This is a genomic window from Streptomyces sp. NPDC054783 (genome assembly GCF_053611725.1).
The window spans coordinates 109,700-134,696 of sequence record NZ_JBSHAY010000002.1 but is presented as its reverse complement, the minus strand read 5'-3'; the positions used below and the strand labels follow the sequence as shown (position 1 = coordinate 134,696).

The following is a 24,997-nucleotide window of genomic DNA, read 5'->3' as shown; positions in this document are numbered from 1 at the left end:
GACTCGGAGCCGGGCCCTTCGCCTGCCCAGCGGGCCCTCCCGCCGGGCGGTCAGATCGGCTGGGGCTCGAAGTCCCAGTAGGGGCGGTGGCGCTCGAGTATGTGGCGGGTGTGGGGGTGGTCGGCGCCGAGGAGTGAGGTGAGGCGGGTCACCGCGTCCTGGTGCAGGGCCTCGGACTCCTCGCGCTCGCCGAGCTCGGCCAGGTCGAGCGCGAGGCCCGCCCGCAGGCTGATGGTGAGGACGTGCGCGTCGCCCAGCACCCTCGCGGACCGGTCGGCCGCCTCCCGGCCCAGTACCGCCGCCTCGTCGGTCCGTCCCACGGCGGCCAGCGCGGCGACCTCGTTCTTGGCGCAGCCGATGGCCCACGGATGGTCCCTGCCGACCGCCCGCCGCATCTGATGAGCGGCCTGCCGGGACAGCTCCAGCGCCACCCGGTGCTCGCCCAGGTCCCGCATGACGGTCGCCACGTTGTCCCGCGCGCCGATCGCGTACGGGTGACGTTCGCCGAGCTGGGCGGCGTAGTGGGTGGCGGTGGCCTCGGCCAGGTCCCGGGCCTCCTCGGTGCGCTCCAGGTCGCGCAGCAGCATCGCGTAGTCGCAGGACACCATCAGCGTCTCCGGGTGCAGCGGGCCGCGCCGGCGGATCAGCTTCTCCCGGACCCCGCGCAGCATGGCGTGCGCGAACTGCAGATCGCCGACGCGGCGGGCGCACAGGGCGAGGTTGTGCTCGGCGAGCAGGGTCTGGCTGTGGGTGCGGTCCAGCACCTGGCTGTGCACCCGGGAGTTGTGGCCCTGGATGGCCAGCGCCTCCCGGTAGCTGCCGAGCAGCCGCAGCATCCAGGCGGTGCGCAGCGCGGAGTTGAGGGTGAGGGCGTCGCGGCCGCCGAGGATGTCCAGCCGGGCCTCGAACACCTTGCGGTGCAGGGCCAGGGACTCGGCGTAGCGGCCCTGGAGGCCGACGGCGACGGCGAGGTTGCTGCGGATGGTGAGGGTGCGTGGCACCTGCTCGCCGCCGAGTTCCGCGGCGGCGGTCGTGGCGGCCTCCTCGAACAGGGCGCGGGCCTCGGCGTACCGGCCGAGCGCCATGAGGGTGCCGCCGAGGCCGTCCTTGGCGCGGATGAGCTCGATGGGCCGTACGTCCTCGGCGCGCACCAGGCGCCCGAGGGTGTCCTGGCCGATCGTCTTCGCCTCCTCGTACCGGCCGAGGCGGCGCAGCATGTTGGCGAGCTGGTGGACGGCGACCAGCACGGAGCGGTCGGTGTCGCCGGAGGTGGCCCGCCAGTGCTTGACGGCCGTGCGGCTGAGCCACCAGCCGTCGTGGTACTCGCCGCGCATCCGCAGGTATTCGATGCAGTTCAGGACGAGTTCCCGGGCGTCGTCGTCGGCCGACTCCAGGGCGCCGGACGGTTCCAGGTGCGGGATGAGGGCGGCGTAGCGGGCCCAGTTGCCGGCCGAGGAGGAGTCGCGGGGGTCGGCGGAGACGAGGACCTTGCGGGCGGCCGCCGAATAGCGCTCGGCGTCGGCGGGCGACTGGATGGAGCGGACGAAGCGGTGGAAGAGGCGGTGCATGCGCAGGGTGCCGATGGTCTGGGTGTCCATCCGCGGGCCGGGTTCGTACTCGATGCGCATGGAGGTGATCTCCGACAGCCGGCGCAGGGCGGTGTTCCAGCTGCTGGGCTCGGAGATCAGGTCGGCCAGTTCGGCGGGCAGGTCGCCGTGCCGGGCCGTCTGCAGCAGCCGTACCGGCACCACGTCGTGCGAGAAGCACACGAGCAGGTTGAGCAGCTGCCAGGCGGACTCGGAGCCCTCGCGCAGGGTGTTGACGAGCTTGGCCCAGGCGACCTCGAAGCTCTCCGGGTACTGGCCGGAGGGCATCACGCCGAAGCGGTCCGGGCGGCCGTCGCGGATGTCCCGGATGTAGTCGTCGACCGGCACGGTCGGGTTGATGTCCAGCCAGGCGGCCGTCTGGTCGAGCAGCAGCGGCATGTCCTCGACGGCCTCGGCGAGACGTGCGGCCTGGGTGTCGCTGAGCCGCTGTGTGCGCCGCGAGGCGAAGGCGACGCTCTCGCCGCGCTCGAAGACGGGCACGGCGATGTTCTCGGCGTGGGCGCCCCACTCGCTGCGGTGCGTGGTGATCAGGACGTGTCCGCACCCCTCGGGCAGCAGGTCGACCAGCCGCTCCGGGTCCCCGGCGCCGTCCAGGACGAGCAGCCAGGGTCGCCGGGTGCGGTCGAGTTCCCGCCGTACGGCGGTGATGGTGGCCGCGAGATCACCGGCGTCGTGCAGTTCCAGCGCGGTCGCGAGCTCGGCGAACTGCTGGCGGGCGGTGACACGCTGGCCGGCGCTGACCCACCACACGATGTCGTACTCGCCGGCGAACCGATGGGCGTACTCCAGTGCCAGCTGCGTCTTACCGAAGCCGCCCGGGCCGAGCAGCGCCACGGCGGCGCCGTCGGGCCCGGCGGCGGAGAAGGCGCCGTAGACCTTCTCCAGCAGTTCGGTGCGGCCGATGAAACGGCGGTTGCGGCGCGGGACCTGCCACACGTCCGGCGGGTCGTCGGGGAAGCGGGGGCCGCGGCACAGGTCGATCAGGGTGCCCGGGGCCGGGATGCCCGCGCACTCCAGAACGCGGCTGCGCGCGATCTCCGGCCTCAGACCGCGCAGTTCGACGGGGGCCAGGGCGATGACGGCCTCCGGCATGGGCCGGGCGGTGATGCTCACGGCGGCGATGCGGTCCTGGTACGCCGGCAGCACCTGCCGCAGGGCCTCGGCCCAGGCCTCGAACCGCTCGGTGCCGAGCCGCTCGTGCCAGTCGTCTATCACCAGCAGCACGCGCCCCGGCGCGCTCAGCAGGTCGGCGAACGCCTCGGCGGACGGGGGTCGGCGCAGCGGGTTCCACCTGACCAGCGTGGTGCCCCGTCCCGCGGCCCGGATCTGGTGGTCGATCCACTTGGCCCAGGACTCGCTCTGTCCGGCGAACACCACCGTGACGTGTCCGAGTTCCGCCGCCATCTTGCCGTTCCCCTCGACTGAACCTGGTCACGAGTGCGCACAGGCTATTCAATTGTGCGTCAAATCAGCTTCAGAGGTGCTGTGTTGAGCATGTTCCCGGTCAGGTCATCGGTGCGGCCGTGCGTTCCAGGCGGTGCGCGATGTGCCGGATGAGCCGCTCCAGATCGGCGCAGTAGACACTGGGGTGCCGGAACCCTGTCCCAGGAGCGTACCGGTGCACATAGTTCCCGCCTCCGCACACCTTCCCCACGGGACAGCCCAGGCATTCGGCGGCGAGCGCTCGCGCGCCCAACTGGCGTGCGGCGATGCCCGGGTGGCGCAGTGCGTCGTCGAAGGACTGCCGGTGGACGTTCAGCCCGGTCTCGGAGGCGCCCGCGTACGCCGACCTGAGCGCGTCGACCTGCTCGATGGCACCGTCCGTCTCCACGACGACGGCCGCCATGGGCGACAGTCCTACGGCCTCGGCGCGGCTCGGAGCGCCGAGGAGCAGGGCGGCGATCTCCTGGAACAGGCGGACGCGGGTGGGGACTCCGGGGTGCTGCCCGCCCCACCAGGCGTCGAAGACGGTGCTGAGCCAGTCGCCGTAGGGGGTGGGTACGGGGCGGTGCCTTCCCGGGGGCCGGCCGTGTGTGCCCCAGTTGGCGTGCGGGAGGAGGAAGTCGATGCCCGGTGGGTGCAGTCGGACCAGGGAGCCGTAGACGTCGAGCGGATCGGCGGTCGGGTCGATCGTGCAGAGGATTCCGGCGTACGACTGCGGGCGCTCCGCGAGCCGTAGGGCCGCCGCGCGGGCGGCGGGCCAGGCGGGGCGGCCGGCGTGGTCGACGCGGCGGGCGTTGTGCGCGCGGCGGCCGCCGTCGAGGCTGAGGCCGACGCGGATGCCGGCGTCGGCGAGGCGGTCGAGCGTCCTGTGCGTCAGCCGCGTGCCGTTCGTCTGGACGGTGGCGGTGACCTGGCAGTCGACGGCTCCGCGTACCGCGTCGACGTAGGCGAGGACGGGGTCGGGGCCGGTGAGGAGGGGTTCGCCGCCGTGGAGTTCGATGCGGATGGCGTCGAGGCGGTGGGTGCGGACGTGCTCGGCGATACGGGCCGCCGTGCGGCGCATGGTGCGGGCGGAGGTGCTCCGCGGGCGCGCGCGCCAGCCGTGGTCGGGGCCCTGGTAGAGGTAGCAGTAGGTGCAGTCGAGGTTGCAGCGGCCGTGCACCTTCAGTACGAACTGCCGGAACGCGACGGGCTCGTGGGCGCGGGTGTCCAGGGTGTCGTACGGCCATGCCGGGTGGGTCGTCATGGCGCGTCCTCGTAGTGGGCGACGACGGTGGACTCCCCCTCCCGTGCCCGGAGTTCGACGAGGATCGCGGCCAGCACCGGGTGGTCGGTGCGGTCGGGCGGGGCGATCTCCGGGAGAGGTATGCAGGTGTCGTCGGTGGGAAGGGTCACTCGTCGGCCGTTTCGGGGGACAGGCGGGAGGGGCGCCGGCGGATGTCGCCGGTGCTCGCGCGGCTGGTCAGACCTTGAGCACGTGCGTAGTCGCTCCGGGCCGTATTGGGCCTGCCCTGCCGCTCGCGTGCCAGGCCTCGCCCCATGAGGGCCAAGGCCACCAGTTCGTCATCCCCGGCCTCCTCGGCGTACGCGACGGCCTTGCTGTAGCGGTCGATCGCCGTGTGCAGGTGCACGACCGCCTCGGTGCGCTCGTACAGTTCCAGGGACAGGTTCGCGCGGCTGTTCCAGCACTGGGTGAGGAGCACCGGATCCTCGGCACCGCGAACGGCCTCGCCGAGCAGCCAGTCGGCCTCGTACAGCTCGGTCAGTACGCCGGTCAGGCGGTAGCGCATGATGTACGCGTCGGCCAGACTCCGGCGCCGCACGGGCAGCTGGGGATCGTCCGGCGGGGACAGGTCGACGGCCTCGCGCAGATGGTCGACGCTCCTGAAGGCGTCCTGGGCCTCTTCCGACCCGTGCCAGCGTACCGACAGCGCCAGGCCGAGGCCGGTCAGCACCTGCGGGCGCCTGGGGTCGTCCTCGCCGAGCAGCGACAGGGCCTGCGACCACGCGTCGATGGCGCGGTCCAGCTGGGTGCGGTCCGCGGAGTGAGCGTAGCGGTCACTGTAGATCCTGGCGGCCCACGCATGGCACTCGAATCTGAGCGCCTCGTCGTCGCCCGCGGCCCGCAGGGCCTCGTCCACCGCGTACACCAGCGTCCGCCGCTCCCGGCCGTCGTCGCGCGGGGGCTGCTCGATCTCGATGGCGGCCGCCGCGTCCAGCCAGATCCGGCAGCGCTCCGCGTCCGGCAGGGCGGTGTCTCCGCCGGCCGCCTCGACGAGGTCGTCACCGGCCCGCGCGGCACAGTACTCGGCACGCCACCGGTCGGGTGCCGGCCTGGCGACCGGCCCCTGACCCGCATACTGCCGGGCCAGGTCCAGCCACAGCCGCCCCCGTACGACCAGCCCGTCCCGGCCCCCCAGCCACACCTCCACCGCGTCGCCGGCCCGCTCCAGGTGACGGACGTACCAGAACTCGGCGTCGATCCCTTCGTCCGGTCCCAGCTCCGCCATGTCGCGCCGCACGTCCGTCAGCACCTCGGCAGCGATCTCGCGTCGCTCCGAAGGCGCGTCCCGCGCGTCCACGACGGCCGCAAGGCTCGCCTCGGCCACGTACAGCAACACGCGCAGAGCCCGCTCCTCGGCCCGCCGCGGCTCCTGGCGAGCCCACTCCCGCAGGCTCTCCGGAACACCGTCGAAGTCGACCCCCGCGTACCGGACCTCCTGCGCCTGCGTCCAGCACACCAGCCCCCGGACGAGTCGCCCGGAGAGGGAGGAAGTGTGCTCGACCGCCTCCCACGCCTCCCTGAGGTCGTCCCCCACGCGCCGCACCCGCCACCGGGTGAGCAGCGCGTCGGCCAGGTCCTCATGTGCGGAGAGCCGCTCGGTGTCCGAGCGGGCATCGGTCGCCGCCACGCCGAAGTACCCCACCGCCGCGTCGAGTTCCCGGGTGAGGCCCTCCTCGTGGAACCGGGCCAGCGCCCGCCGCCCCAGCTCCAGCAGGTCCACGGGTGTCTGCCCGGCCGCCACGGCCACCGGCAGCGGCGGCAACCGCGCGCCCAGATCCCGCAGCACCGCCGCCGAGACCTCGGCGAACGCCCTCAGCCCTGCCGGTTCCCGCTCCCCCGAGACGGCCCGCAGCTCCCCGTCCGGCGGTACCGCTCCCCGCAGAAACGCCCCGGCCAGCGCGGGGAAGTTCCGCGCACTGCGCCCGAACTTCCGCTCCACGTACTCGGAGCAGTGCTTGAAGAGCAGTTCCACCTCCTCGACGGTCAGCCGCGACCGCAGCTCGGAGGCGACGCCGGGCAGGAAGTAGTACCGCACGCCCCGCGCATCGTCCACGTCCTCCTGCCGCCGCAGCAGCCCGCTCAACAGCACCTCGGCCAGGACGTCCGGCCCGCTCCCGGCCAGCATCGCGTGCTGCACGAGCTGCATCACCGGCAGATACAGCGGTACCGCCGACAGATACACCGCCAGCCGCCGCGCCTCGGAGGACGCCCGGCGCCAGAACCCGCGCACACGCTCCTCCGCGCCGCGCTCCTGCGCCGCCCGCAAGGGCGCCCCGGACGCCGGGTGGCCGGCCCGCACCCACCCGGCCGCAGCGGCCAGCGACTGCGCCGTGGCGCCGGACACCAGCCGCGCCCAGCCCTCCACCGACTCCCGCCGCAGCGCCAGCACGGGCACCGGCAGCGCACCGGCCTCCACGGGCCCCCGGTCGGGCAGGAACCGAAGTGACCCGGCAGGGCCCTCACTGCGGTGCAACACCCCGCGCCGCGCGGGCAGATGAGTCCGCAGCCACATCCGCTGCGGCAACGGCTGTACGACGGCCACGGGTGCCGTGGCCGCCCAGCGGTGCAGCAGCCGCTGCACCCGGCCGTTGCGCCACATGGGCCCGGCGCAGTCGCTGAGGACCAGCGTGACACGCCGCCCCGTCGGATCGCTGAGCTGCTCCGGTGCGGAGAGCGCGGCACCCGGCTCCGGGGTGGCCGCGCAGCCGGGCAGTCCGCCGGGCGCCTCGTGCAGGTAGCGCATCTGCACCTCGCGGAAGGCGCCGGCGCGGGCGCAGACCTGGCGGAGTTCGTCGAGAGCCTGCTGCCAGACGACCGTCGAGGTGGAGACGTCCATCAGGAGCAGCAGACGGGCCTCCCGGCGCCGGTCGGTGCGCAGGACGGGCAGGACGAGCCCGGACTCGGCGGCGCGTTCGGCGGTGGCCTGCTCGTCGAGGGTGCGCGGCACCGGTCGTACGGGCGCGCGGTAGCGCTGGAGGGGCCGTAACCCCCTTTGCAGGGCGAGGGGTTCGGGCAGGACCGGTGCGGCCGGGACGTGGACCGGGGTCATCCGGGTCCCGGTGCCGTCGCCGCCCGGGCCGGGGGCGAACAGGCGGGCGCCGTCGGGCTGTGCGGGCTCCTCGCCGCCCGTGCGCGGGCGCACCGACGGCACCGGTCGCGGGGGCTGCGTGCCCGTGCCGGCGGACAGCTCCTGGGCAAGGGGCGGACCGGCCTCGGCCCTTGATCCCTCCGCCGGTCCCGGAAGCCACCGCGCCAGCCACAGCGCATCCGCCAGCTCCTCGACCCCGGGCGCGATCCCCGCGTCCCGCATGCGCGCGACCAGCGCCGTGAGCACCGGGCTCACGCCGCTCGTCGGGTCACCGGGGGCGCGGGAGGTCATGGGCTAGCGCGGTCCCCGGTCGAGGGGCTGCATCAGCAGCTCCGAGATCTCCTCGCGCCGCTGGCCGGCCTCGCGGGCGGCGTGCTGGGCGAGGAAGATGGCATTGAGGAGCTGGTCCGTGGGGCGCAGCGCGCCGTCCGCCTCGGCCTGGGTGAACCGGTCGACGAGATCGTGGTTGGCGTCGTAGGCGCCCTGGCCGAAGTGGGCCTGGACGAGGGCGGCGAGGCGCTCGTCGCGCGGGGCCTTCAGATCGAGCGGGATGCAGCGGCGCAGCAGGGCGGCGGGGAACTCGCGCTCGCGGTTGCTGGTCATGACGACGAACGGGAAGGCGCGGCACGGGACCTGCCCCTCCCGCACGGTGACACGACGGCCGTCGTGGGTGAGGACCCGCACCTCGGGGGCGCGGTCGGCGATGCGCTCCAGCTCGGGAATGGCGAAGCGGCCTTCCTCCAGGACGTTCAGCAGGTCGTTCGGCAGGTCGATGTCGCTCTTGTCGAGCTCGTCGATGAGCAGCACCCGGGGCTTGTCGGCGGCGAGCAGCGCGGTGCCGAGCGGGCCGAGCTTGATGTACCGGCCGATGTCCTGGGCGGCGGCCTCGCCGGGGAGCTGGGCGTCCTGGAGGCGGCCGATGGCGTCGTAGGTGTAGAGGCCGTCGCGCAGTTCGCTGCGGCTGACGATGGGCCACTCCAGGACGCGGCCGAGGTCGAGTTCGTAGGCGACGGAGTGGGCGAGCGTGGACTTGCCGACGCCGGGCTCGCCGGTGACGAGCAGGGGGCGCCTCAGGTACAGGGCAGCGTTGACGAGTTCGAGGGCGTCGGGGTCCTGGACGGGCAACGGGACGGTACGCTCGCCGAGCCTGCGGTGGGTGGCGGAGTCGAGCTCCGGGACCTCGTAGTCGACGGGCGGAGCGTCGAACCTCCGCCAGGGCGGCGGCTTTGGCAGCGCGTCGATCCTGGCCGGATCGGGCTGCCCGATGCCCTGGTAGACGAACCACTCGCTCATGAAACGCTCCTCGCCGACGGTCGGTGGTATTCCACGTCCTGGCCGACGGGGGCGTTGTGCGCCCGCAACGGGCCCCTGGGAACATACCCGGAGCGGCCGTGGTACCCGGGTGCTTTCGGCCAGCCCTCGACGGTGTTCACGGCGCGTCCACCGGATCGGTCTCCTCGCCCGGCAGCGGCCGGCGCGGGTCGTCGTAGAGCAGGGCGAGCGGTTCGGCCCAGGTGCTGTCGGGGTGCTGTTCGCTGATGTCCTGCCGGACGATCCGCAGCCGGTCGGGGAGTTCGGCGAGCGAGCCGAGCCTCTCGAGGAACTTCTCCACGCGCGCGTGCAGCGTGTCGCACTCCGGCAGACAGACGCCACGCTCCGGGTGCGGGCCGATGTGCCACAGCGCGACGGCGTGGCCGCTGTTCAGCGCGTGCTTCATGGCGACCCGCCCGGGGCCCTGTCCGGCGGGGCGGCACATCACGGGGATGCGGTCGCGCTCGGCGCTGCGGTAGCCGGAGGGGTCGACGGCGCCCGGCGGGGGCATGCGCCAGCCCTGGAAGCGGCGCCCGCCCGCCATGTGCCGCCAGCGGTCGAGCCAGAGATTGTCCGGATCTCCCCGGCGCTCAAGGGCGCGCAGCACCAGGCGGCGGCGCGCGCCGAGGTGTCCGGGGTCGTTCAGCGCGGCGATGTCCGCGAACCGCCAGCGGTGCACGGCGGTGTCGAAGTGCTCGGCGGGCAGAGCGACCTCGAGCGGTACGGGATGGCCCTCCCGGTCCTTGGACTCCAGAAGTCCGCCGAGCGGGACACGGAGTGCCTGGACGAGTTCGTCGGGCCGGAATCCGTGCACCGAGGAGTCCGTCTCGTGCACCTCGGGCAGGCCGTCTCCGTCGTCGTACCAGATCTGCCAGAAGAACCGGACGGGCTGCGAGCCGATCACCGGGTCGAGCAGCAGGGCCACGACGGGGCCGTCGCCCGGGCCGGGGTAGGAGATCACGACGCGCTCGGGGCCTTCGCCCTGGGGGCGGGGCCGGAGCTCGTCGGGGAGGGTGACGTCGCGGACCATGGCGTGGAAGTGCCGGCGGGTGTCGTGACGCAGCCGCTTGGTGATCCAGCCGGCCAGGAGGGGACTCCCTGCGTCGCGCGCGCAGGCGTGGGCCTCCACGAGCCTGAGGTAACGCAGGAAGACGAGCGGGTCGAGCGGGGCGGTGCCCTCGTAGAGCAGGCCGAGGCCGTCGCGCCAGGTGCGCAGTTCGGGTGTGCCGCCGGGCCACTGGTTGCCGCTGCGGGCCTCCTTGGCGATGAGCTTGACGGTGGGCTCGTCGGGCGGGTGCGGCAGCGCGGCGAGCAGGGCGAGCGCCTTGCGGCGGTCGCGGGGCGTCCAGACCGCGCCCGGGTCGGCCGCCGGGCCGCACTGGAGGTCGATCCAGTTGTCCCCGGTCTCCGAGACCGGCTCCTCGCCGTGCCAGTGGTCGTGGGCGGTCATGACCTCGCGGTACGTCTCCCCGAACCGGCGCAGCGCGGCGATCGCCACAGCCTTGCCGCCGTCCTTCTCCTTGCGTCGCGACTTGATCAGCCCGACGACGGCTCCCGTGCCGGGGTCGAGCAGTGGACCGCCCGACATGCCGCTCGGGAAGTCGATGTCGGGCTTGATGATCAGCCCGTACGTGTCCTCGTGGCCGTTGATCTCGGCGTCCACGATACGGAAGTGAGCCTCTGGCGGGCCGGGGTAGTAGCCGCAGGCCTTGAGTGCGCCGGAGTGGCGGGCGGCCCGGTCGGTGAGCCACACGCACTCGTGCGGGTGCTCGGCGGCCAGCCGGACCAGGGCCAGGTCCTCGGCCATGGGGACCTTGTTGCTGCGCGGATCGGTGAGCAGCCACTGCGCGAGGCGGGCCTCGGCCTCGATGCCCTCGCCGCGCACCCGGAAGACGGTCGTGCGGTCCGCCACGAGGTGCGGGCGCAGCACATGGGCGGCGGTGAGCACCCAGCCGGGCGCGACGAAGAAACCGCTGCCCCATAAGGGGCCGTCCTTCCCGTCGGCGGGGAGGAAATGGACGGTGGCGGCCCGGACGAGATCGAAGAGACGGTCGTCGCGCTCGCTCATGCGCCGACCGCTCCGTCCTCGCCCTCCCTCGCGGTTCCCCGATCGAACTGCCAGGTGAGAGTGACCTCCAGGGACGCCTTGGCCTCCCCGCGCGCGAGCACGGCCACGGCCAGGCCCTCCTTGGCGGTCAGTTCCACGCCGAAACTGATGGAGGCCTCGTGCGGCTTGGCGGCGCGGGCGGCGTCGAGAACGCTGCCTCCGACGGCCCTGATCAGTTCCTGGAGCCGCTCGACCTTGGCGACGGCGGCCTCGGTGAAACCGACGTCCTCCTGGTCGTCGTACGCCTCACCCGCACCGATCCGGGCGGTGACCACCGTGCCGTCCGGCAGCTCGATGTCCTGGATGTGACTCATTCCGCTCCCCCCGCAGAGCCCGGGCCGTCAGGTCGACCGACCCTGGACGGCACCCACTTCAACAGCGACGAGGCTAATACCCACGGTGGTTCCAGGACTATGCGTGCGGCCTACTCGACGTCCTCGTCGTCCAGCCGCGCCAGCCAGGTCGCCAGCCGCTCCACCGGCACCTCGAAGTCCGGGTTGAGATCGACGAACGTCCGCAGCTGCTCGGCGAGCCACTCGAAGGTGACCTCCTCCTCGCCGCGCCGCTTCTCCAGTTCCTCGATGCCACGGTCGGTGAAGTACAACTCTCGCTCCTGACGGGGACGGGCCTACTTGTCCAGGGTAGGCCCTGCGGCATCGCTCACACGAAAGGGTGGCTTGACTTCCGACAGCCGCGATATATCGTGTTTTGCAGAGGACGCGATATGGCGTGTTGAACCGTGCCCGGCCTAGGAGGTCACCCATGCCCGAGTGGTCCGTCAAAGAGCCCCAGAAGCTGACCTTCGACACCCGCGTGAGCGACCTCCGGGTCCGCATCGTCAACGGAACGGTGAACGTGGTGGGCACGGAGGACGGTTCCGCGCGCCTCGAGATCTCGGAGATCGAAGGCCCACCCCTGGTGGTCACCCAGGAGGGCGACACCCTCACGGTGGCCTACGAGGACCTGCCCTGGAAGGGCTTCCTCAAGTGGCTCGACCGCAAGGGCTGGCGCCGCAGCGCGATCGTCTCCCTGACGGTCCCCGCCGACACCCGCGTGGAGGTGGGCGTGGTCGGCGCCGGCGCGGTCGTCTCCGGCATCCGGGGCCCGGCGGTGGTCAAGGGAGTGACCGGCGACACGACCCTGGTCGGCGTCTCGGGCCCGGTCCGCGCGGACACCGTGTCGGGCAACGTGGAGGCTCAGGCGGTCACCGGCGACCTGCGGTTCAACTCGGTCTCGGGAGACCTGACGGTGGTCGAGGGCTCCGGCCGCTCCGTCCGCGCCGACTCCGTCAGCGGCTCCATGATCGTCGACCTGGACCCGGACGGCCCGACGGAGGTCGGCCTCACCAGCGTCTCCGGCGAGATCGCCATCCGCCTGCCGCACCCGGGAGACGCCGAGGTGCAGGCGAACACCGCGAGCGGCACGATCTCCAACGCCTTCGACGGACTGCGGGTGCACGGCCAGTGGGGCGCCCACAAGATCACCGGCCGGCTCGGCGCGGGCACGGGCAGGCTCCGGGCCACCACGGTCTCCGGCTCGATCGCCCTGCTGCGCCGCCCGCCGCGCGAGGACGAGGCGGACACCCCACGGGAGGCCCGGCCCGCAGAGCCCTCCGGCCCCTCCGCGCCGCCACGGGACCCCGGCACCACCCCCGCCACCGGCGCCCCGGCCGTTCCGGGGGACAATTCCGTCTCCGGCCACGGCACCGACGCCCCCGACGGCGCCGACGCCCCGGCCGACGGCACGACCGACAAGAAGGTGCTCTGACATGCCCCCCGTCTTCGCCCACGGGCGCCTCCGCCTGTACCTGCTCAAGCTGCTGGACGAGGCTCCGCGCCACGGCTACGAGGTGATCAGGCTCCTGGAAGAGCGCTTCCAGGGGCTGTACGCCCCCTCGGCGGGCACGGTCTACCCCCGACTGGCCAAGCTGGAGGCCGAGGGGCTGGTCACGCACACCACCGAGGGCGGCCGCAAGGTGTACGCCATCACGGACGCAGGACGCGCCGAACTGTCCGACCGCAGCGAGGAGTTGGCCGACCTGGAGCTGGAGATCCGCGAGTCGGTCGCGGAACTGGCCGCCGAGATCAGGGCCGACGTGCGCGGCGCGGCCGGCGATCTGCGCCGCGAGATGCGCGCGGCCGCCTCCGAGGCCCGCCGGGGCGCGAAGACGGGCGGCACCGCGGGCCCCTTCGGGGAGTACGGCGACCTCGGCGACAAGGAGGCCTGGCGAGCCGCCAAGGAGGAGATGCGCCGGGCCAGGCAGGAGTGGAAGGACCAGGCCCGCCGGGCCAAGGACGAGAGCCGCCGGGCCCGAGAGGAGGCCCAGCGGGCCCGCCGCCAGGCCCAGGAGGCGCAGGCGCGGGCGCGGGCCCAGGCACAGGAAGAGATGCAGCGCATCGCCCGCCAGGTGCAGGACCGCGTGCAAGATCACTTCGCCCAGGGCGACTGGCCGACGGGCGTCCGCGAGGGCCTGTCCGAACTGGCCAGGGAGCTGGGCGACTTCAGCATGAACTGGGGCTCCCCCCGCACCCCCGGCGAACCGGCCCCGAAGGCCGCCGCGGCACCGTCGGACGCGCACTACGTCTCTCCCGTCGAGGACTTCCCGGCCGAGTACGAACCCACCTGGGCCCACGAGGACGCCACCGGCGACCCGGCCCGCGACCTGGACCGCCTCCTGGACCGCTTCCGCGACGACATCCGCGACGCGGCCCGCGACCACGGAGTCACCCCCACCCAGCTCCGGGAGGCCCGCCACCACCTCTCCACGGCAGCGGCCCACATCGGCGCACTCCTGCGAACCCCGAAGGCCTGACCGGGCGGCGGCAGGACGACGGACGCCGAGGGCTGACCGGCGGGAGCACGGTGGCAGGTACCGAAGACCCGGCCGACGGGGAGCGCGACGGCGGACACCGAAGGACCGACCAGCGGGAGCAGGCGGCGGGTAGCGAGGGCTGACCAGCGGGAGTGCGGCGGCGGACGCCGAGAGGCTGACCGGTGACAGCAGGCGGCAGATACCGGAGACCCGACCGGGCGGCGGCAGGACGACGGACGCCGAGGGGCTGACCGGCGGGAGCGCGGCGGGTGAGCCTCAAAGGCCTGACCGGCGGGAGCAGGACGGCCGGCACCGGAGGCCTGACCGTCCTGGCCGGGATGGTGGTCGGCGGTTTCTCAGCCGGCCTGGGCCTCTCCCGCGCCGTACAGCACGCGCGTCACCGACGCGTGGGTCACCCCGTGGTCCGCGAGCACCTCGCACACCACCCCGGGCAGGACGGTCAGCGCGAGCAGGAGGTGCTCGTCCCCGATGTACCGGTCGCGGTGCCCGACGGCGACCCGCAGCGCCCTCTCCAGGACGTTCCTGGCGCTCCGGCCGAAGCCCGGCCGTCGCCCGGACCACCGGCGCCGGTCCTCGGGGTCGCCGGACATCGCCCCGACGCCGTGCACGTCCTCGACCCGGGCGACGATCTCCGACACATCGATCCCCAGCCCCGCCAGCGCGTCCGAGTCGGCCCGCGACAGCCCGGCCCTCCGCCGCGCCTCCTCCAGCGCCTGCCGTACCGACGCCCTGCGCTCCCCGAGACCCAGCGCGGCCAGCGCGAAGGAGGCACGGCTGCCCTCCCGGTCGAGAAGGGCGAGCAGCAGGTGCTCGGCGCCGACGGTCTGTTCACCCGAACCTTCGCAGTGGACGAACGCGCCCTTCACGACCTCACGGGCGTCCTTGGTGAAGCGTTCGAACATCACTGCCTCCCATATTTCTTGTGCACGGCCTGCCTGCTGACTCCGAGCTCCGCGGCGATCTCCTGCCACGACCAGCCCTGATTGCGCGCACTGCGCACCTGTACCGCCTCCAGCTGCTCCAGCAGCCTGCGCAGCGCGGCCACGGCCCGCAGTCCGACCCGCGGATCTCGGTCACCGGCGCGCTCGGCGAGATCGGTTGCCTCGGTCATGATGTCAACCTACGTTGACACGCCCGGGATGTCAACCCCAGTTGACACTCCGGCACGCAAGAGGCGGGCCCGGACATCCGGACCCGCCCCACAGCCCACCTGCCGGGAAACCCTCAGGAGTTGGTGAGCACGATCTTCCCGAACTGCTCGCCGGCCGCGAGCCGTTCGAAGCCCTCGCGGGCGCGGTCCAGCGGCAGTTCCTCGTCGATGACGGGCCGCACCCCGGTCGCGGCGCAGAAGGAGAGCAGGTCCTCCAGCTCATCCTTGGTGCCCATGGTGGAGCCGACGACCTTCAGCTCCAGGAAGAAGATCCGGGTCAGCTCGGCGTGCGAGGGCCGGTCCCCGCTGGTGGCACCGGAGATGACGATCGTGCCGCCGGGCCGCAGCGACTTCACCGAGTGGGACCAGGTCGCGGCGCCCACGGTCTCGATGACGGCGTCCACCCGCTGCGGCAGCCGCGCCCCCGTCTCCACCGCCTCGACGGCCCCGAGCTCCAGCGCCCGCTTCCGCTTCGCCTCGTCCCGGCTGGTCGCGAAGACGCGCAGCCCCGCCGCCTTGCCGAGCACGATCGCGGCCGTGGCGACACCGCCGCCCGCGCCCTGCACGAGGACCGAGTCACCGGGTCGTACCCCGGCGTTGGTGAACAGCATCCGGTACGCCGTCAGCCAGGCGGTCGGCAGACAGGCCGCCTCGGCGAAGGACAGTTCCTTGGGCTTGGGCAGCACGTTCCAGGTCGGTACGGCGACCTGCTCGGCGAAGGTGCCCTGGTAGCGCTCGGTGAGGATGGAGCGCGGCTCGTTCGGGCCGACGCCGTGGCCGGTCTGGCCGATGACGGAGTGCAGGACGACGTCGTTGCCGTCCTCGTCGACGCCGGCGGCGTCGCAGCCGAGGATCATCGGCAGCTTGTCCTCCGCGAGGCCGACGCCCCGCAGGGACCAGAGGTCGTGATGGTTGAGGGAGGCGGCGCGCACCGTGATGGTGCTCCAGCCGGGCCGGACCTCGGGGGCCGGAAGCTCCCCCAACTCCAGGCCGGTGAGCGGCTGGTCGCGGTCGATTCGGGCGGCGTAGACAGCGAACATGACCTTGACGATAGGTGCGCTGTGCAGCCGGCGGAACTGCACGGCGCTGTGACACATGCCCTCTTGCGTGACGGCACCCGTGCGGCGCAGCCGAGCACCCACGCTCTCAAGGGTGCCTCTGCACCACCTGAACGGGTGGCCGGGAGGGTGAAAAAATGGCCCCGCCCAAACGGACGGGGCCATTTCCGCGCGACGTCAGCGACGAGCGACACCCTCGGCCCGCGCGGCAGCCGCAACCGCCGCCGTGACCGCAGGAGCAACCCGCTCGTCGAACGGCGAAGGAATCACATAGTCGGCGGCGAGGTCGTCCCCCACCACCGCGGCCAGCGCCTCCGCCGCAGCGATCTTCATCCCCTCGGTGATCCGAGAGGCCCGCACCTGCAGCGCGCCCGCGAAGATGCCCGGGAACGCCAGCACGTTGTTGATCTGGTTCGGGAAGTCGGACCGCCCGGTGGCGACCACGGCCGCGTACTTGTGCGCGACCTCCGGGTGCACCTCGGGGTTCGGGTTGGCCATCGCGAACACGAAGGCGCCCTTGGCCATGGAGGCCACGGCCTCCTCCGGGACCGTACCGCCGGAGACGCCGATGAAGACGTCCGCGCCCGCGAGGGCGTCCTCCAGCGAGCCGGTGATGCCCGCCTTGTTGGTGAAGCCCGCGAGCTCCCGCTTGACCGGGGTCAGGTCCTCCCGGTCGGCCGACACGACGCCCTTGCGGTCCGCCACCGCCACGTCCCCGATGCCGGCCTCGACCAGCATCTTGGCGATGGCGACACCGGCCGCGCCGGCGCCCGAGATGACGGCCCGCAGCTGCCCGATCTCCCGCCCGCTGAGCCGCGCCGCGTTCCGCAGCGCCGCGAGCGTCACGACGGCCGTACCGTGCTGGTCGTCGTGGAAGACCGGGATGTCCAGGCGCTCCTGGAGCCGGCGCTCGATCTCGAAGCACCGGGGTGCCGAGATGTCCTCCAGGTTCACTCCGCCGAAGGACGGGGCGAGCCGGACGACGGTCTCGACGATGTCGTCCACGTCGGTGCAGTCGAGCGCGATCGGCACCGCGTCGACGCCGCCGAACTGCTTGAACAGGATCGCCTTGCCCTCCATCACGGGGAGGGAGGCCTGGGGACCGATGTCCCCGAGTCCGAGCACGGCCGTACCGTCGGTCACGACGGCGACCACGGAGGACTTCCATGTGTAGTCGTTGACCAGCTCCGGCTGTTCCGCGATCGCGGTGCACACGCGCGCGACGCCGGGCGTGTACGCGAGGGAAAGGTCGTCCTTGTCGCGGACCGGCACGGTGGCCTGCACGGCCATCTTGCCGCCGCGGTGCAGCGCGAATGCCGGATCGAAGGAATCGAGGGGCTCGGCCCCGCCGTCCTGGTCCGTACTGTCGCTGCGAGGATTGACGATCTCCGCTGCCACTTCGTTTTACCCCTTAGGTATGCATGGTTTGAGGGTCGACCACTCCTGGTGAGGGGTGGGCGGGCACCGCGTACCGCCCGATTGCTGATACGTACGGGCCATACGCGACGGGCGCGCCGCACACGCGCCCTGAGCCCCGGATGAGGGGTGTAAAGAACCTTCTTACCGGACGGACGGTACCCACGACGAGTCCATTAGGTGCAAGGTCACATCTCGGAACCGGAAAGCCACGGCGAGATGACGTGCGGCTGACAACCGCGCCGAGCATGTGAAGACGCTGGCAGGCCGATGCCCGCGCCGACCACATCGTGAGACGCACCGAAGATTTTCCGGTCGGAGGGGCGGATTCCCGCAGATGGTCCGAAGGTGAACGACCAAGGATGTACCGACCTGATGCGGTTCGGGGGTGACCCGTTATGTGATTTTGACATGGCGACGCCCCTGAACGGCGTAGACCGAATGGCAAGATGCGTTGGAACCACGGTGACCGCAAGCTCCACCCGTCGTACGACCGCCGCCCGCCTCCCCTCTGGCAGCGGCCGGTGTGATCGCGGGTCGCGGGCGCCCTGCCGCTCACCGGCTGCGGTGACCAGACCAGGGACAAGAGCAAGGACCCCTCCGGCAAGGCCGTCGGCCTGGACCTGGACCTCCGCCCCACAAGGGCTACTGGTCGAACTTGCAGCTGCCGGAGCGCGTGGGCCTGGCCGACCGGGCCGACGCGGGGTGGGCGACAGCCTGGTGTTCACGGACGAGGGCGTGGTGGTCGAATCGGGCCATCCGCGCGACGTCCTGACGAACCCTCAGCACGGGCGGACGCAGTCGTTCCTGTCGAAGGTTCCCCGACCGCGCCGGGAAGGGGCGGTACGGACTTCCGTACCGCCCCTCGCACGTACCCGCCTACTTCACGGCGAGCAGCAGCGTGTCCGACGGTGAGCACCACACCGGCCTGGCCTCGGTGAAGCCGCGCGCCAGCAGCGTGCACGCGTGCCAGGCGGCCGAGGGCGTGTCCCCGTCGGCGTGCTCGCCGTAGATCTCGAAGCGGCGGGCGGTGGGCTCGGCGAGGACGGGGTCCTGCGCCGCGAGCTGCCACCATTCGGCCCAGTCCAGCGCACCGTCGCGCTTGGCCTGATCCATGCGGGCGTGCCGCCGGGCGCGCTCGGCCGCGTTGATCCGGGGCGTGCTGTCGTCGATCATGTGGTCCGCGTTCATGAAGACACCGCCGTCGCGGACCAGCTCCGCGACCTGACCGTAGACGGCCGCGAGGGGTTCGCTGTGCAGCCAGTGCAGGGCCGTGGCGGTCAGGACGGCGTCGTAGGAGTCGTACGGCAGCTTCGCCGGCCAGTCGCGGTCCTTGAGGTCGGCGGTGACGAAGGAGACCCGCTCGTCGCCCTCGAAGGTGCCTCGGGCGATGGCGAGCAGGGCGGGGTCGAGGTCGACGCCGGTGCTGGTGGCCTCCGGGAAGCGCTGCAGCAGCCGGGCGGTGATGCTGCCGGTGCCGCAGGCCAGGTCGAGGACGCGCGGCGCCGTGCCGACCAGCGCCTCGACCATGTCGAGCATGATCCGAAACCGCTCCTCCCGGTCCGGCATGTACCACTGCTGCTGCCGGTCCCAGCTCTCCTGCCAGACCGCCCAGTCGGTGCCCGTGCTCATCGTCATGAAGCCTGTCCCCCTTGTCTGCGTAATACCCTGGAAGCACGACCGGCTGTTACCCGACCGCAGACACGACCATAAAGCGCCCCCGTAAGGACTACAAGTGGAACTGGCCTATTACTCGGATTACGCCGTCCGTCTCGTCAACAGCGAGGAACCGGCCCGGGGCAAGGACTCGCTGACCTCGGTCGAGGCCGTCCGCGACCTGTTCGGTGACATGTCGGCGGCCCGCCGCGCCACCGACGCCGACGTCACGCGCTTCCGCTCGGTGCGCGCCCGTCTGCGTGCGGTCTTCGAAGCGGCGGACAAGGGCGACGAGACGCTGGCCGTGGACCTCCTGAACTCACTCCTGCTGGAGTTCCCGGTGTCGCCGCAGATCTCCGGCCACGACCACCGGGACGAGGACGGCCGCCCGCTGTGGCACATGCACCTGGCCGACCACCCGTCGAACGCCACTGCGGGCTACGCGGCGATCGCCGCGATGGGCCTGGCCTTCCACCTCACCGAGTACGGCGTCGACCGTCTCGGCCTGTGCGAGGCGGCCCCCTGCCGCAACGCCTACCTCGACACCTCCACCAACCGCTCCCGGCGCTACTGCTCCGACCGCTGCGCGACCCGCGCGAACGTGGCCGCCTACCGGGCCCGCAAGCGCCTGGAGGCCGACCGGTCGGGCAGCAGCGGCCTCGCCGCCGAGAGCGCCCAGCGCACCAGCGCCAGCGGCGAGCGCTGACCGGCGGGCAGCGGCCGGTACCGGAAGCGCGCGCGCCCGAGGACGAGCTCGTCGGGTACGACCCCGTAGTCCGTGCTGTCCCCGCCCGCGTACGGGTTGTCCCCGAGCACCCACCAGCCGCCCTCGCGGCGCTCCACGGCCCGCTTGACGACGAGCAGGTCCTGCTGGAGCGGATGCCGCAGGACGACGACGTCCCCCGCCCTGACCGACGCGCCGTACTGCACGAGCAGCAGGTCCCCGTGACGGAGCGTGGGCACCATGGACGGCCCGGTCACTTCCGCCACCCCGAAGGGCGCCACGGCCCTCCCCCGCTCGGTCTCCTGCGACAGCTCCGGCATCCCCGGCACCTCCCCGGTCCGTTCCTCCACCAGTCTCAGTCTGACCCTGGACTTTTGTCCTAAGCCCTAGGGGGCACCCGAGAAATCGCCTTCCTCAGGGAGTAATGTCGCACCTGAGAAGACGATCACGAGGAAGGAATGCTCCATGCTTTCCCGCCTGTTTGCCCCCAAGGTCAAGGTCAGCGCCCACTGCGACCTGCCCTGCGGCGTGTACGACCCGGCCCAGGCCCGCATCGAGGCGGAGTCGGTGAAGGCCGTCCAGGAGAAGATGGCCGGCAACGACGACCCCCACTACCAGGCGCGTGCCACCGTCATCAAGGAGCAGCGCGCGGAGCTCGCCAAGCACCACGTCTCCGTGCTCTGGAGCGACTACTTCAAGGCCCCGCACTTCGAGAAGTACCCGGAGCTGCACCAGCTGGTCAACGACACCCTGAAGGCCCTCTCGGCCGCCAAGGCGTCCACCGACCCGGCGACGGGCCAGAAGGCGCTGGACTACATCGCCCAGATCGACAAGATCTTCTGGGAGACCAAGAAGGCCTGATCTTCGGTCAGACCTTCTGCCCTGCGATCACTTCGGTCGCAGGGCCTCCCGGTCCGCACCCGGCCCGCAGGCCGCCGAGAACGGCGTCCGTGGCGGTCCGGGTGCGGTCTTTTTCGCCCGGCCAATGCGCGTAGATCCGCGGTGTGATGACGGCGGACGCGTGTCCGAGGACGAGCTGGACCTGCTTGACGCCGGCTCCGTCGGCGATGAGGGTGGAGGCGCAGGAGTGGCGCAGGTCGTGGGTCACCATGTGCGGGAGTTCGACGGGCTTGCGGCCCTCGCGCTCGGCCGCCTCGTTCTCCGACTCCTTGGAGGGGCGTGCAGCGACGTGCGTGAGGAGGGCGTCTGTGACCACCTCACCGACCGGGACGGTACGCCGCGACTTGGCGGTCTTCGGCGGGCCGATCTTCCCGGACTGGAGTCGCTGACGTTCGACGCGGATGGTGCCGACCTTGAAGTCGACGTCCGAGACCTTGAGACCGAGCAACTCGCCTATTCGCAAGCCTGATCCGGCAAGGGTGACGACTTCGTTGCCCTCCCTGTCAGAAGACCAGGGCGGCTGATCAATCAACGCCGTTATTGCGCGGACGCATGCGTGCACGGATTCGAGTGCCGATCTGTGAAGCCGAAGGAGACGGAACCGCTGGCCGTCCCTTCCGCGGTCCGGGGCGCCGATCGAGTCCGCCAGCAGGGTTCCTGTCGGATGGTCAGGCCATGCCTGCCTCGTAGGCGGCGATGACGAGTTGGACTCGATCGCGGGCGTCGAGCTTGGTCAGCAGACGCGCCACATGGCTCTTGGTGGTGGCCATGCTGATGTACAGGTGGGCGGCGATCTCGGCATTGGACATGCCTCGTCCGATAAGAGTCAGCACTTCGCGTTCGCGGTCGGTGATCCCCTTGATCTCACGTCGGCGCCGGGAGGGCATGGCGCCCCGGCCGGTGAACTCTTGGATGAGGCGGCGGGTGACGCCGGGTGCGATCAGGGCGTCGCCGGCGGCGACGACGCGGACCGCCGTCACGATGTCGTCCAGCACCATGTCCTTGATCAGGAAGCCGCTCGCGCCGGCGTGCAGCGAGGCGTAGACGTTCTCGTCGTCGTCGAAGGTCGTGAGGATGACCACGCTCGCCGAGGTTCCTGCCTTGATGAGCCGGGTGGCCTCGATACCGTCCATGGCGGGCATCCGGATGTCCATCACGACGACGTCGGGGTGGAGATCGGTGGCCAACTGGACCGCCTCGGCGCCGGTCCCGGCTTCACCGACGATCTCGATGTCCGGGATGTCGTTGATCAGCATGCGCAGTCCGGCGCGGACCACCGGCTGGTCGTCGGCGAGGAGCACACGGATCGTCATATGGGCAGCCTAGCCTCGACCCGGAAGCCGCCTTCGGTCTGCGGTCCGGAGCTGAAGTGGCCGTGAAGCAGCGCGATGCGCTCGCGCATTCCGGTGATTCCGTAGCCGCTACGCGGGTTCGTGGTCGCCCTTGCGTGTCCGTCGTCGGTGATCTCGACGGACAGCTCCTCCTCCTCGTACTCGACGCGGACGAGGCAGTGGGCGGCGTCGGCGTGACGTACGACGTTGGTCACCGACTCCTGGATGACGCGGTAGGCGGCGAGCTCGACCTCGGGGGTGAGCGGGCGTCGTCGGCCATGCCACTGCACCTCGAGCCGCACCCCGGCGTCCGCCGCCGTCGCGGCCAACCCGTCGATGTCCTCCAAGCCCGGCGCCGGGGCGGACGGCGCCGGTTCCGATTCGGCCTCGCGCAGGACGCCGAGCATGCGCCGCAGACCGGTCAGCGTCTCCCGGCTGGTCTGCTCGATGATGCCCAGTGCCTCGCGCACGCCGTCCGGCTGGCTGTCGACGGCCCGCTTCGCCGCTCCGGCCTGGATCGCGATGGCGCCGATGCTGTGGGCCACCATGTCGTGCATCTCCCGGGCGATCCGCAGTCGCTCGGCCTGGACTGCCTGCGTCGCGGCCTGTGCTCGCAGGGCCTCGGCGTGGTCCTGCCGCAGTCGGATCCAACTGCCGAGGATCCAGGCGCCGGCAGTGGCCACGACGAGGACCGACCACGGACCGGTGAGGATCTCGAAGGCCCCAGCTCCCGGGACGAAGGCCGTCGCAGCCAGCACCCACACGGCCAGCACGCCGGCCACCGCGCCGGCGGCGGCCCGGCGCGAACGGGTGATGGTTATATAGAAGACCAGGACGTCCGCTGCGAGGAACAGTGGCCACGTCGTATCCCCGCACATCCGGGCCACGACCGCTTCGGTCAGCAGCACCGCAAGGACCGGCAACGGTCGGCGACTCGCCCAGCCGGCCGGCCATGCCATCAGCAGAGCCATCCCCACCAAGGCCCAGCGCCCGATGCGAACGAAGTGACCGAACGGCAGGAAGACCGGGTGCGCGGGTTGAGGCATCGCGGTGTAGAGAACCAGCGCGAAGGCGGGGACGGCGCACCAGCCGAGTGCCGTCAGCGGGTCCGGCGACAACCGGCGAAGCAAGGCCGCGGGCGTAAGGAGGCGGGGTCGCACTCGGCGATGCTATCCACCGAGGTCGACGGTGGTATCGGACCGTGGTCTGCATCCCGTGGGCTGACGAGGCGGGAGCCCGCAGACCGATGTGACACGACCCGGTCGCCGACAGCCTGGGTGGCGTGATCGAAATCAACCAGCTGACCAAGCGCTACGGCAGCGTACTGGCCGTCGACGGTCTGACCTTTTGCGTCCGCCCCGGGCAGGTGACCGGGTTCCTTGGTCCCAATGGCGCCGGCAAGACCACCACGCTGCGCATGCTTCTCGGCCTGAACGCCCCCACCAGTGGCACCGCGACCATCAACGGCCGTCGCTTCCAGGACTTCGGTACCGGCCTGTGCCACGTCGGCGCCCTGCTGGACGCGGGTGACGTCCACCGGGGACGCACCGCGAAGGCACACCTGGCCGCACTGGCTCGCAGCAACGGCCTGCCACGCCGCCGGGTCAACGAGGTGCTTGAGATGGTAGGTCTGGGCGAGGCAGGCCGTCGGCGGGTCGGCGGGTTCTCGCTCGGCATGCGTCAACGTCTGGGTATCGCCACCGCCCTGCTCGGCGACCCACCGGTCCTGCTCTTCGACGAACCGATCAATGGCCTGGACCCCGAGGGCATCCGGTGGGCCCGCGAGCTGTTCCGTCGCCTGGCCGCCGAGGGACGTACCGTCTTTGTCTCCAGCCACCTGATGAGCGAGATGGAGCACACCGCTGACCACCTCGTCGTCGTCGGCAGCGGCAGGCTGCTCGCCGACGAGTCCCTCGCCGACTTCGCCGCCCGTGCCACCAGCGCCGGCGTCACCGTGCGAGCCCCCGACCCGGCTGTGCTGGGCGAGGTGCTGCGCAACGCGGGAGCCTCGGTGCTGTCGCAGGGCCGCGACGGCCTCACCGTGACCGGCCTCACCGCGGCTCGCATCAACGAACTCGCCTTCACCCACCGTGTCCTGGTCCACGAGGTCGCCGCGCACGACGGAACGCTGGAGGACGCATTCATGGAACTGACAGCCGCCAGCGTCCAGTACCGCGCCTCAGCCACGCCCGAGAGGAGCACGGACCGATGACCGCCCTCTCGACGCCCCGCACAGCTGCCACCCGACGCGGCGCTGCCGTACCCGCCCGCTGGCGCGATCTGCTCGGCGCCGAGTGGATCAAACTCTGGTCGCTGCGCTCGACCCCCATCGTGCTGGGCCTTCTCCTCGTCTTCTACCTCTACCTGGCCTACCGCGCCGCCCAGCTCGCCCACGACTCCTACCCGGTGTGGCCCGCCTACGCCAAGCTCGATCCCGACCCAGCGCACGACGCCTTCGACTTCCCGAAGTTCCTCCTGCTGATGGCCACCGCCGGCACGATCGGCGCGATGAATGTCGCCGGTGAACACGCGAGCGGACTGATCCGCATCACCCTCATCGCTGTGCCTGCCCGAGGCCGCGTGGTGCTCGCCAAGGTCATGGTGGTGTGCGCCGTGCTGGCCGTCCTCGGCCTGCTCATCGGGATCGGGTGCTGGGGCATCACCCTGGCCGTCATCTCGGACCGGATCACCGGCTTCTCCTTCACGACCCCCGGCATCTGGCGTCTCATCGCAGGCACCACGGTCATGGTCCCGGTCTGCGGTTTGATCAGCATGGCCGTCGCCACGCTCATCCGCAACACGGCCGGCACCGTCTTCGCAGTCCTCGTCTTCTTCCTCGTCGGTCCACTGGCCGTCAAGGCACCCCTCCCCCTGCTGTCCGCCAACCAGCGGGCAGACCTGGGCAACACCCTTCCCGCGTACGCCTGGGGCCGCCTGACCATCATGAGCCACGGGCACCTCGTCGAACACGTCTCCTCCGTCCCGGCGGCCTGGATCTCGCTCATCGTCTGGGCCGTCGTCTCGGTCGCCATCGCCGTGACGGTCCTGCGCCACCGCGACGTGTGACGGCGCCACCTACGCCGGACAC

22 protein-coding genes and 2 pseudogenes are annotated in these 24,997 nt (G+C 71.9%); 7 read left to right on the top strand and 17 right to left on the bottom strand.

The window, feature by feature from the left end:
• Positions 1 to 50: 50 nt before the first annotated feature.
• The 8 genes from fxsT to ACWGJ5_RS04900 form a co-directional block, all read right to left on the bottom strand.
• Positions 51 to 3,011 (bottom strand): FxSxx-COOH system tetratricopeptide repeat protein, encoded by a 2,961-nt coding sequence (gene fxsT / locus ACWGJ5_RS04935; RefSeq protein ID WP_453308379.1) that lies wholly within the window; start codon positions 3,009 to 3,011, stop codon positions 51 to 53.
• A gap of 100 nt (positions 3,012 to 3,111) precedes the next feature.
• Positions 3,112 to 4,296: an FxsB family cyclophane-forming radical SAM/SPASM peptide maturase gene (locus tag ACWGJ5_RS04930; RefSeq protein WP_453308378.1), complete on the bottom strand. Its 1,185-nt coding sequence runs from the start codon at positions 4,294 to 4,296 to the stop codon at positions 3,112 to 3,114.
• A complete protein-coding gene (locus ACWGJ5_RS04925) occupies positions 4,293 to 4,445 on the bottom strand; it encodes a hypothetical protein (protein WP_453308377.1) in 153 nt (50 codons plus the stop codon). The genes ACWGJ5_RS04930 and ACWGJ5_RS04925 overlap by 4 nt, the downstream gene beginning before the upstream one ends.
• Entirely contained in the window at positions 4,442 to 7,714 is a 3,273-nt protein-coding gene (locus tag ACWGJ5_RS04920) for an SAV_2336 N-terminal domain-related protein (protein WP_453308376.1), read from the bottom strand. Before ACWGJ5_RS04920 ends, ACWGJ5_RS04925 begins: the two co-directional genes overlap by 4 nt.
• 3 nt (positions 7,715 to 7,717) lie before the next feature.
• Complete coding sequence (locus ACWGJ5_RS04915) at positions 7,718 to 8,716, bottom strand: AAA family ATPase (RefSeq protein ID WP_453308375.1); 999 nt, start codon at positions 8,714 to 8,716, stop codon at positions 7,718 to 7,720.
• A 136-nt stretch (positions 8,717 to 8,852) separates the two neighbouring features.
• Complete coding sequence (locus tag ACWGJ5_RS04910; RefSeq protein WP_453308374.1) at positions 8,853 to 10,802, bottom strand: VMAP-C domain-containing protein; 1,950 nt, start codon at positions 10,800 to 10,802, stop codon at positions 8,853 to 8,855.
• The gene (locus ACWGJ5_RS04905) at positions 10,799 to 11,155 is read right to left on the bottom strand and encodes a CU044_2847 family protein (protein WP_453308373.1); all 357 of its coding nucleotides are present in this window, start codon (positions 11,153 to 11,155) and stop codon (positions 10,799 to 10,801) included. The genes ACWGJ5_RS04910 and ACWGJ5_RS04905 overlap by 4 nt, the downstream gene beginning before the upstream one ends.
• A gap of 110 nt (positions 11,156 to 11,265) precedes the next feature.
• Positions 11,266 to 11,445 carry a DUF6104 family protein gene (locus tag ACWGJ5_RS04900; RefSeq protein WP_453308372.1) on the bottom strand — a complete coding sequence of 60 codons (180 nt, stop codon included), beginning with the start codon at positions 11,443 to 11,445 and terminating at the stop codon, positions 11,266 to 11,268.
• Positions 11,446 to 11,603: 158 nt separating this feature from the next.
• Between ACWGJ5_RS04900 and ACWGJ5_RS04895 the strand changes: the two genes are divergently transcribed.
• A complete protein-coding gene (locus ACWGJ5_RS04895; protein WP_453308371.1) occupies positions 11,604 to 12,608 on the top strand; it encodes a DUF4097 family beta strand repeat-containing protein in 1,005 nt (334 codons plus the stop codon).
• 1 nt (position 12,609) lies between these two features.
• On the top strand, positions 12,610 to 13,653 hold the full coding sequence (locus ACWGJ5_RS04890) for a PadR family transcriptional regulator (protein WP_453308370.1): 1,044 nt from the start codon (positions 12,610 to 12,612) through the stop codon (positions 13,651 to 13,653).
• Between the two features lie 356 nt (positions 13,654 to 14,009).
• On the opposite strand, the gene ACWGJ5_RS04885 is transcribed toward ACWGJ5_RS04890, so the two are convergent.
• The 4 genes from ACWGJ5_RS04885 to ACWGJ5_RS04870 all read right to left on the bottom strand — a co-directional run bounded on the left by ACWGJ5_RS04885 (position 14,010) and on the right by ACWGJ5_RS04870 (position 17,280).
• Positions 14,010 to 14,576, bottom strand: coding sequence for a Clp protease N-terminal domain-containing protein (locus ACWGJ5_RS04885; RefSeq protein ID WP_453308369.1), 567 nt, complete (start codon positions 14,574 to 14,576; stop codon positions 14,010 to 14,012).
• The gene (locus tag ACWGJ5_RS04880) at positions 14,576 to 14,785 is read right to left on the bottom strand and encodes a helix-turn-helix domain-containing protein (RefSeq protein ID WP_018571396.1); all 210 of its coding nucleotides are present in this window, start codon (positions 14,783 to 14,785) and stop codon (positions 14,576 to 14,578) included. The genes ACWGJ5_RS04885 and ACWGJ5_RS04880 overlap by 1 nt, the downstream gene beginning before the upstream one ends.
• A 113-nt stretch (positions 14,786 to 14,898) precedes the next feature.
• Positions 14,899 to 15,864 carry a zinc-binding dehydrogenase gene (locus tag ACWGJ5_RS04875; RefSeq protein ID WP_453308368.1) on the bottom strand — a complete coding sequence of 322 codons (966 nt, stop codon included), beginning with the start codon at positions 15,862 to 15,864 and terminating at the stop codon, positions 14,899 to 14,901.
• A 195-nt stretch (positions 15,865 to 16,059) separates the two neighbouring features.
• Positions 16,060 to 17,280, bottom strand: coding sequence for an NAD(P)-dependent malic enzyme (locus tag ACWGJ5_RS04870; RefSeq protein ID WP_453308367.1), 1,221 nt, complete (start codon positions 17,278 to 17,280; stop codon positions 16,060 to 16,062).
• Between the two features lie 717 nt (positions 17,281 to 17,997).
• Here ACWGJ5_RS04870 and ACWGJ5_RS04865 point away from each other — a divergent pair.
• Positions 17,998 to 18,117 (top strand): annotated as a pseudogene (locus tag ACWGJ5_RS04865) (ectoine/hydroxyectoine ABC transporter ATP-binding protein EhuA); the annotation flags it as partial.
• 60 nt (positions 18,118 to 18,177) lie between these two features.
• Here ACWGJ5_RS04865 and ACWGJ5_RS04860 read toward each other — a convergent pair.
• Positions 18,178 to 18,936 carry a class I SAM-dependent methyltransferase gene (locus ACWGJ5_RS04860; protein WP_453308366.1) on the bottom strand — a complete coding sequence of 253 codons (759 nt, stop codon included), beginning with the start codon at positions 18,934 to 18,936 and terminating at the stop codon, positions 18,178 to 18,180.
• Positions 18,937 to 19,033: 97 nt separating this feature from the next.
• On the opposite strand from ACWGJ5_RS04860, the gene ACWGJ5_RS04855 reads away from it, so the two are divergent.
• The gene (locus ACWGJ5_RS04855) at positions 19,034 to 19,660 is read left to right on the top strand and encodes a CGNR zinc finger domain-containing protein (protein WP_351613557.1); all 627 of its coding nucleotides are present in this window, start codon (positions 19,034 to 19,036) and stop codon (positions 19,658 to 19,660) included.
• Here ACWGJ5_RS04855 and sodX read toward each other — a convergent pair.
• Entirely contained in the window at positions 19,564 to 19,998 is a 435-nt protein-coding gene (sodX, locus tag ACWGJ5_RS04850) for a nickel-type superoxide dismutase maturation protease (protein ID WP_453308718.1), read from the bottom strand. The two genes, ACWGJ5_RS04855 and sodX, sit on opposite strands and share 97 nt — an antisense overlap.
• Positions 19,999 to 20,143: 145 nt before the next feature.
• On the opposite strand from sodX, the gene sodN reads away from it, so the two are divergent.
• Entirely contained in the window at positions 20,144 to 20,539 is a 396-nt protein-coding gene (gene sodN / locus ACWGJ5_RS04845; protein ID WP_064535234.1) for a superoxide dismutase, Ni, read from the top strand.
• 7 nt (positions 20,540 to 20,546) lie between these two features.
• Here the strand turns inward: sodN and ACWGJ5_RS04840 are convergent.
• From ACWGJ5_RS04840 to ACWGJ5_RS04830, 3 genes and pseudogenes are all read right to left on the bottom strand, one after another.
• A pseudogene (locus ACWGJ5_RS04840) lies at positions 20,547 to 21,065 on the bottom strand (site-specific integrase); the annotation flags it as partial.
• A gap of 181 nt (positions 21,066 to 21,246) precedes the next feature.
• The gene (locus ACWGJ5_RS04835) at positions 21,247 to 21,891 is read right to left on the bottom strand and encodes a response regulator (protein ID WP_453308365.1); all 645 of its coding nucleotides are present in this window, start codon (positions 21,889 to 21,891) and stop codon (positions 21,247 to 21,249) included.
• Positions 21,888 to 23,039: a sensor histidine kinase gene (locus ACWGJ5_RS04830; RefSeq protein WP_453308364.1), complete on the bottom strand. Its 1,152-nt coding sequence runs from the start codon at positions 23,037 to 23,039 to the stop codon at positions 21,888 to 21,890. Before ACWGJ5_RS04830 ends, ACWGJ5_RS04835 begins: the two co-directional genes overlap by 4 nt.
• A gap of 152 nt (positions 23,040 to 23,191) precedes the next feature.
• On the opposite strand from ACWGJ5_RS04830, the gene ACWGJ5_RS04825 reads away from it, so the two are divergent.
• Together ACWGJ5_RS04825 and ACWGJ5_RS04820 are read left to right on the top strand one after the other, a co-directional pair.
• A complete protein-coding gene (locus ACWGJ5_RS04825; RefSeq protein ID WP_453308363.1) occupies positions 23,192 to 24,121 on the top strand; it encodes an ABC transporter ATP-binding protein in 930 nt (309 codons plus the stop codon).
• The gene (locus ACWGJ5_RS04820) at positions 24,118 to 24,975 is read left to right on the top strand and encodes an ABC transporter permease (protein ID WP_453308362.1); all 858 of its coding nucleotides are present in this window, start codon (positions 24,118 to 24,120) and stop codon (positions 24,973 to 24,975) included. The genes ACWGJ5_RS04825 and ACWGJ5_RS04820 overlap by 4 nt, the downstream gene beginning before the upstream one ends.
• The last annotated feature ends 22 nt before the right edge of the window (positions 24,976 to 24,997 follow it).

Coding starts and splice junctions, on each gene's coding strand:
- fxsT (WP_453308379.1), bottom strand. CDS start 3,011: ATGGCGGCGGAACTCGGACACGTCACGGTGGTGTTCGCCGGACAGAGC.
- ACWGJ5_RS04930 (WP_453308378.1), bottom strand. CDS start 4,296: ATGACGACCCACCCGGCATGGCCGTACGACACCCTGGACACCCGCGCC.
- ACWGJ5_RS04920 (WP_453308376.1), bottom strand. CDS start 7,714: ATGACCTCCCGCGCCCCCGGTGACCCGACGAGCGGCGTGAGCCCGGTG.
- ACWGJ5_RS04915 (WP_453308375.1), bottom strand. CDS start 8,716: ATGAGCGAGTGGTTCGTCTACCAGGGCATCGGGCAGCCCGATCCGGCC.
- ACWGJ5_RS04910 (WP_453308374.1), bottom strand. CDS start 10,802: ATGAGCGAGCGCGACGACCGTCTCTTCGATCTCGTCCGGGCCGCCACC.
- ACWGJ5_RS04905 (WP_453308373.1), bottom strand. CDS start 11,155: ATGAGTCACATCCAGGACATCGAGCTGCCGGACGGCACGGTGGTCACC.
- ACWGJ5_RS04895 (WP_453308371.1), top strand. CDS start 11,604: ATGCCCGAGTGGTCCGTCAAAGAGCCCCAGAAGCTGACCTTCGACACC.
- ACWGJ5_RS04890 (WP_453308370.1), top strand. CDS start 12,610: ATGCCCCCCGTCTTCGCCCACGGGCGCCTCCGCCTGTACCTGCTCAAG.
- ACWGJ5_RS04885 (WP_453308369.1), bottom strand. CDS start 14,576: ATGTTCGAACGCTTCACCAAGGACGCCCGTGAGGTCGTGAAGGGCGCG.
- ACWGJ5_RS04880 (WP_018571396.1), bottom strand. CDS start 14,785: ATGACCGAGGCAACCGATCTCGCCGAGCGCGCCGGTGACCGAGATCCG.
- ACWGJ5_RS04875 (WP_453308368.1), bottom strand. CDS start 15,864: ATGTTCGCTGTCTACGCCGCCCGAATCGACCGCGACCAGCCGCTCACC.
- ACWGJ5_RS04860 (WP_453308366.1), bottom strand. CDS start 18,936: ATGACGATGAGCACGGGCACCGACTGGGCGGTCTGGCAGGAGAGCTGG.
- sodX (WP_453308718.1), bottom strand. CDS start 19,998: ATGCCGGAGCTGTCGCAGGAGACCGAGCGGGGGAGGGCCGTGGCGCCC.
- sodN (WP_064535234.1), top strand. CDS start 20,144: ATGCTTTCCCGCCTGTTTGCCCCCAAGGTCAAGGTCAGCGCCCACTGC.
- ACWGJ5_RS04835 (WP_453308365.1), bottom strand. CDS start 21,891: ATGACGATCCGTGTGCTCCTCGCCGACGACCAGCCGGTGGTCCGCGCC.
- ACWGJ5_RS04820 (WP_453308362.1), top strand. CDS start 24,118: ATGACCGCCCTCTCGACGCCCCGCACAGCTGCCACCCGACGCGGCGCT.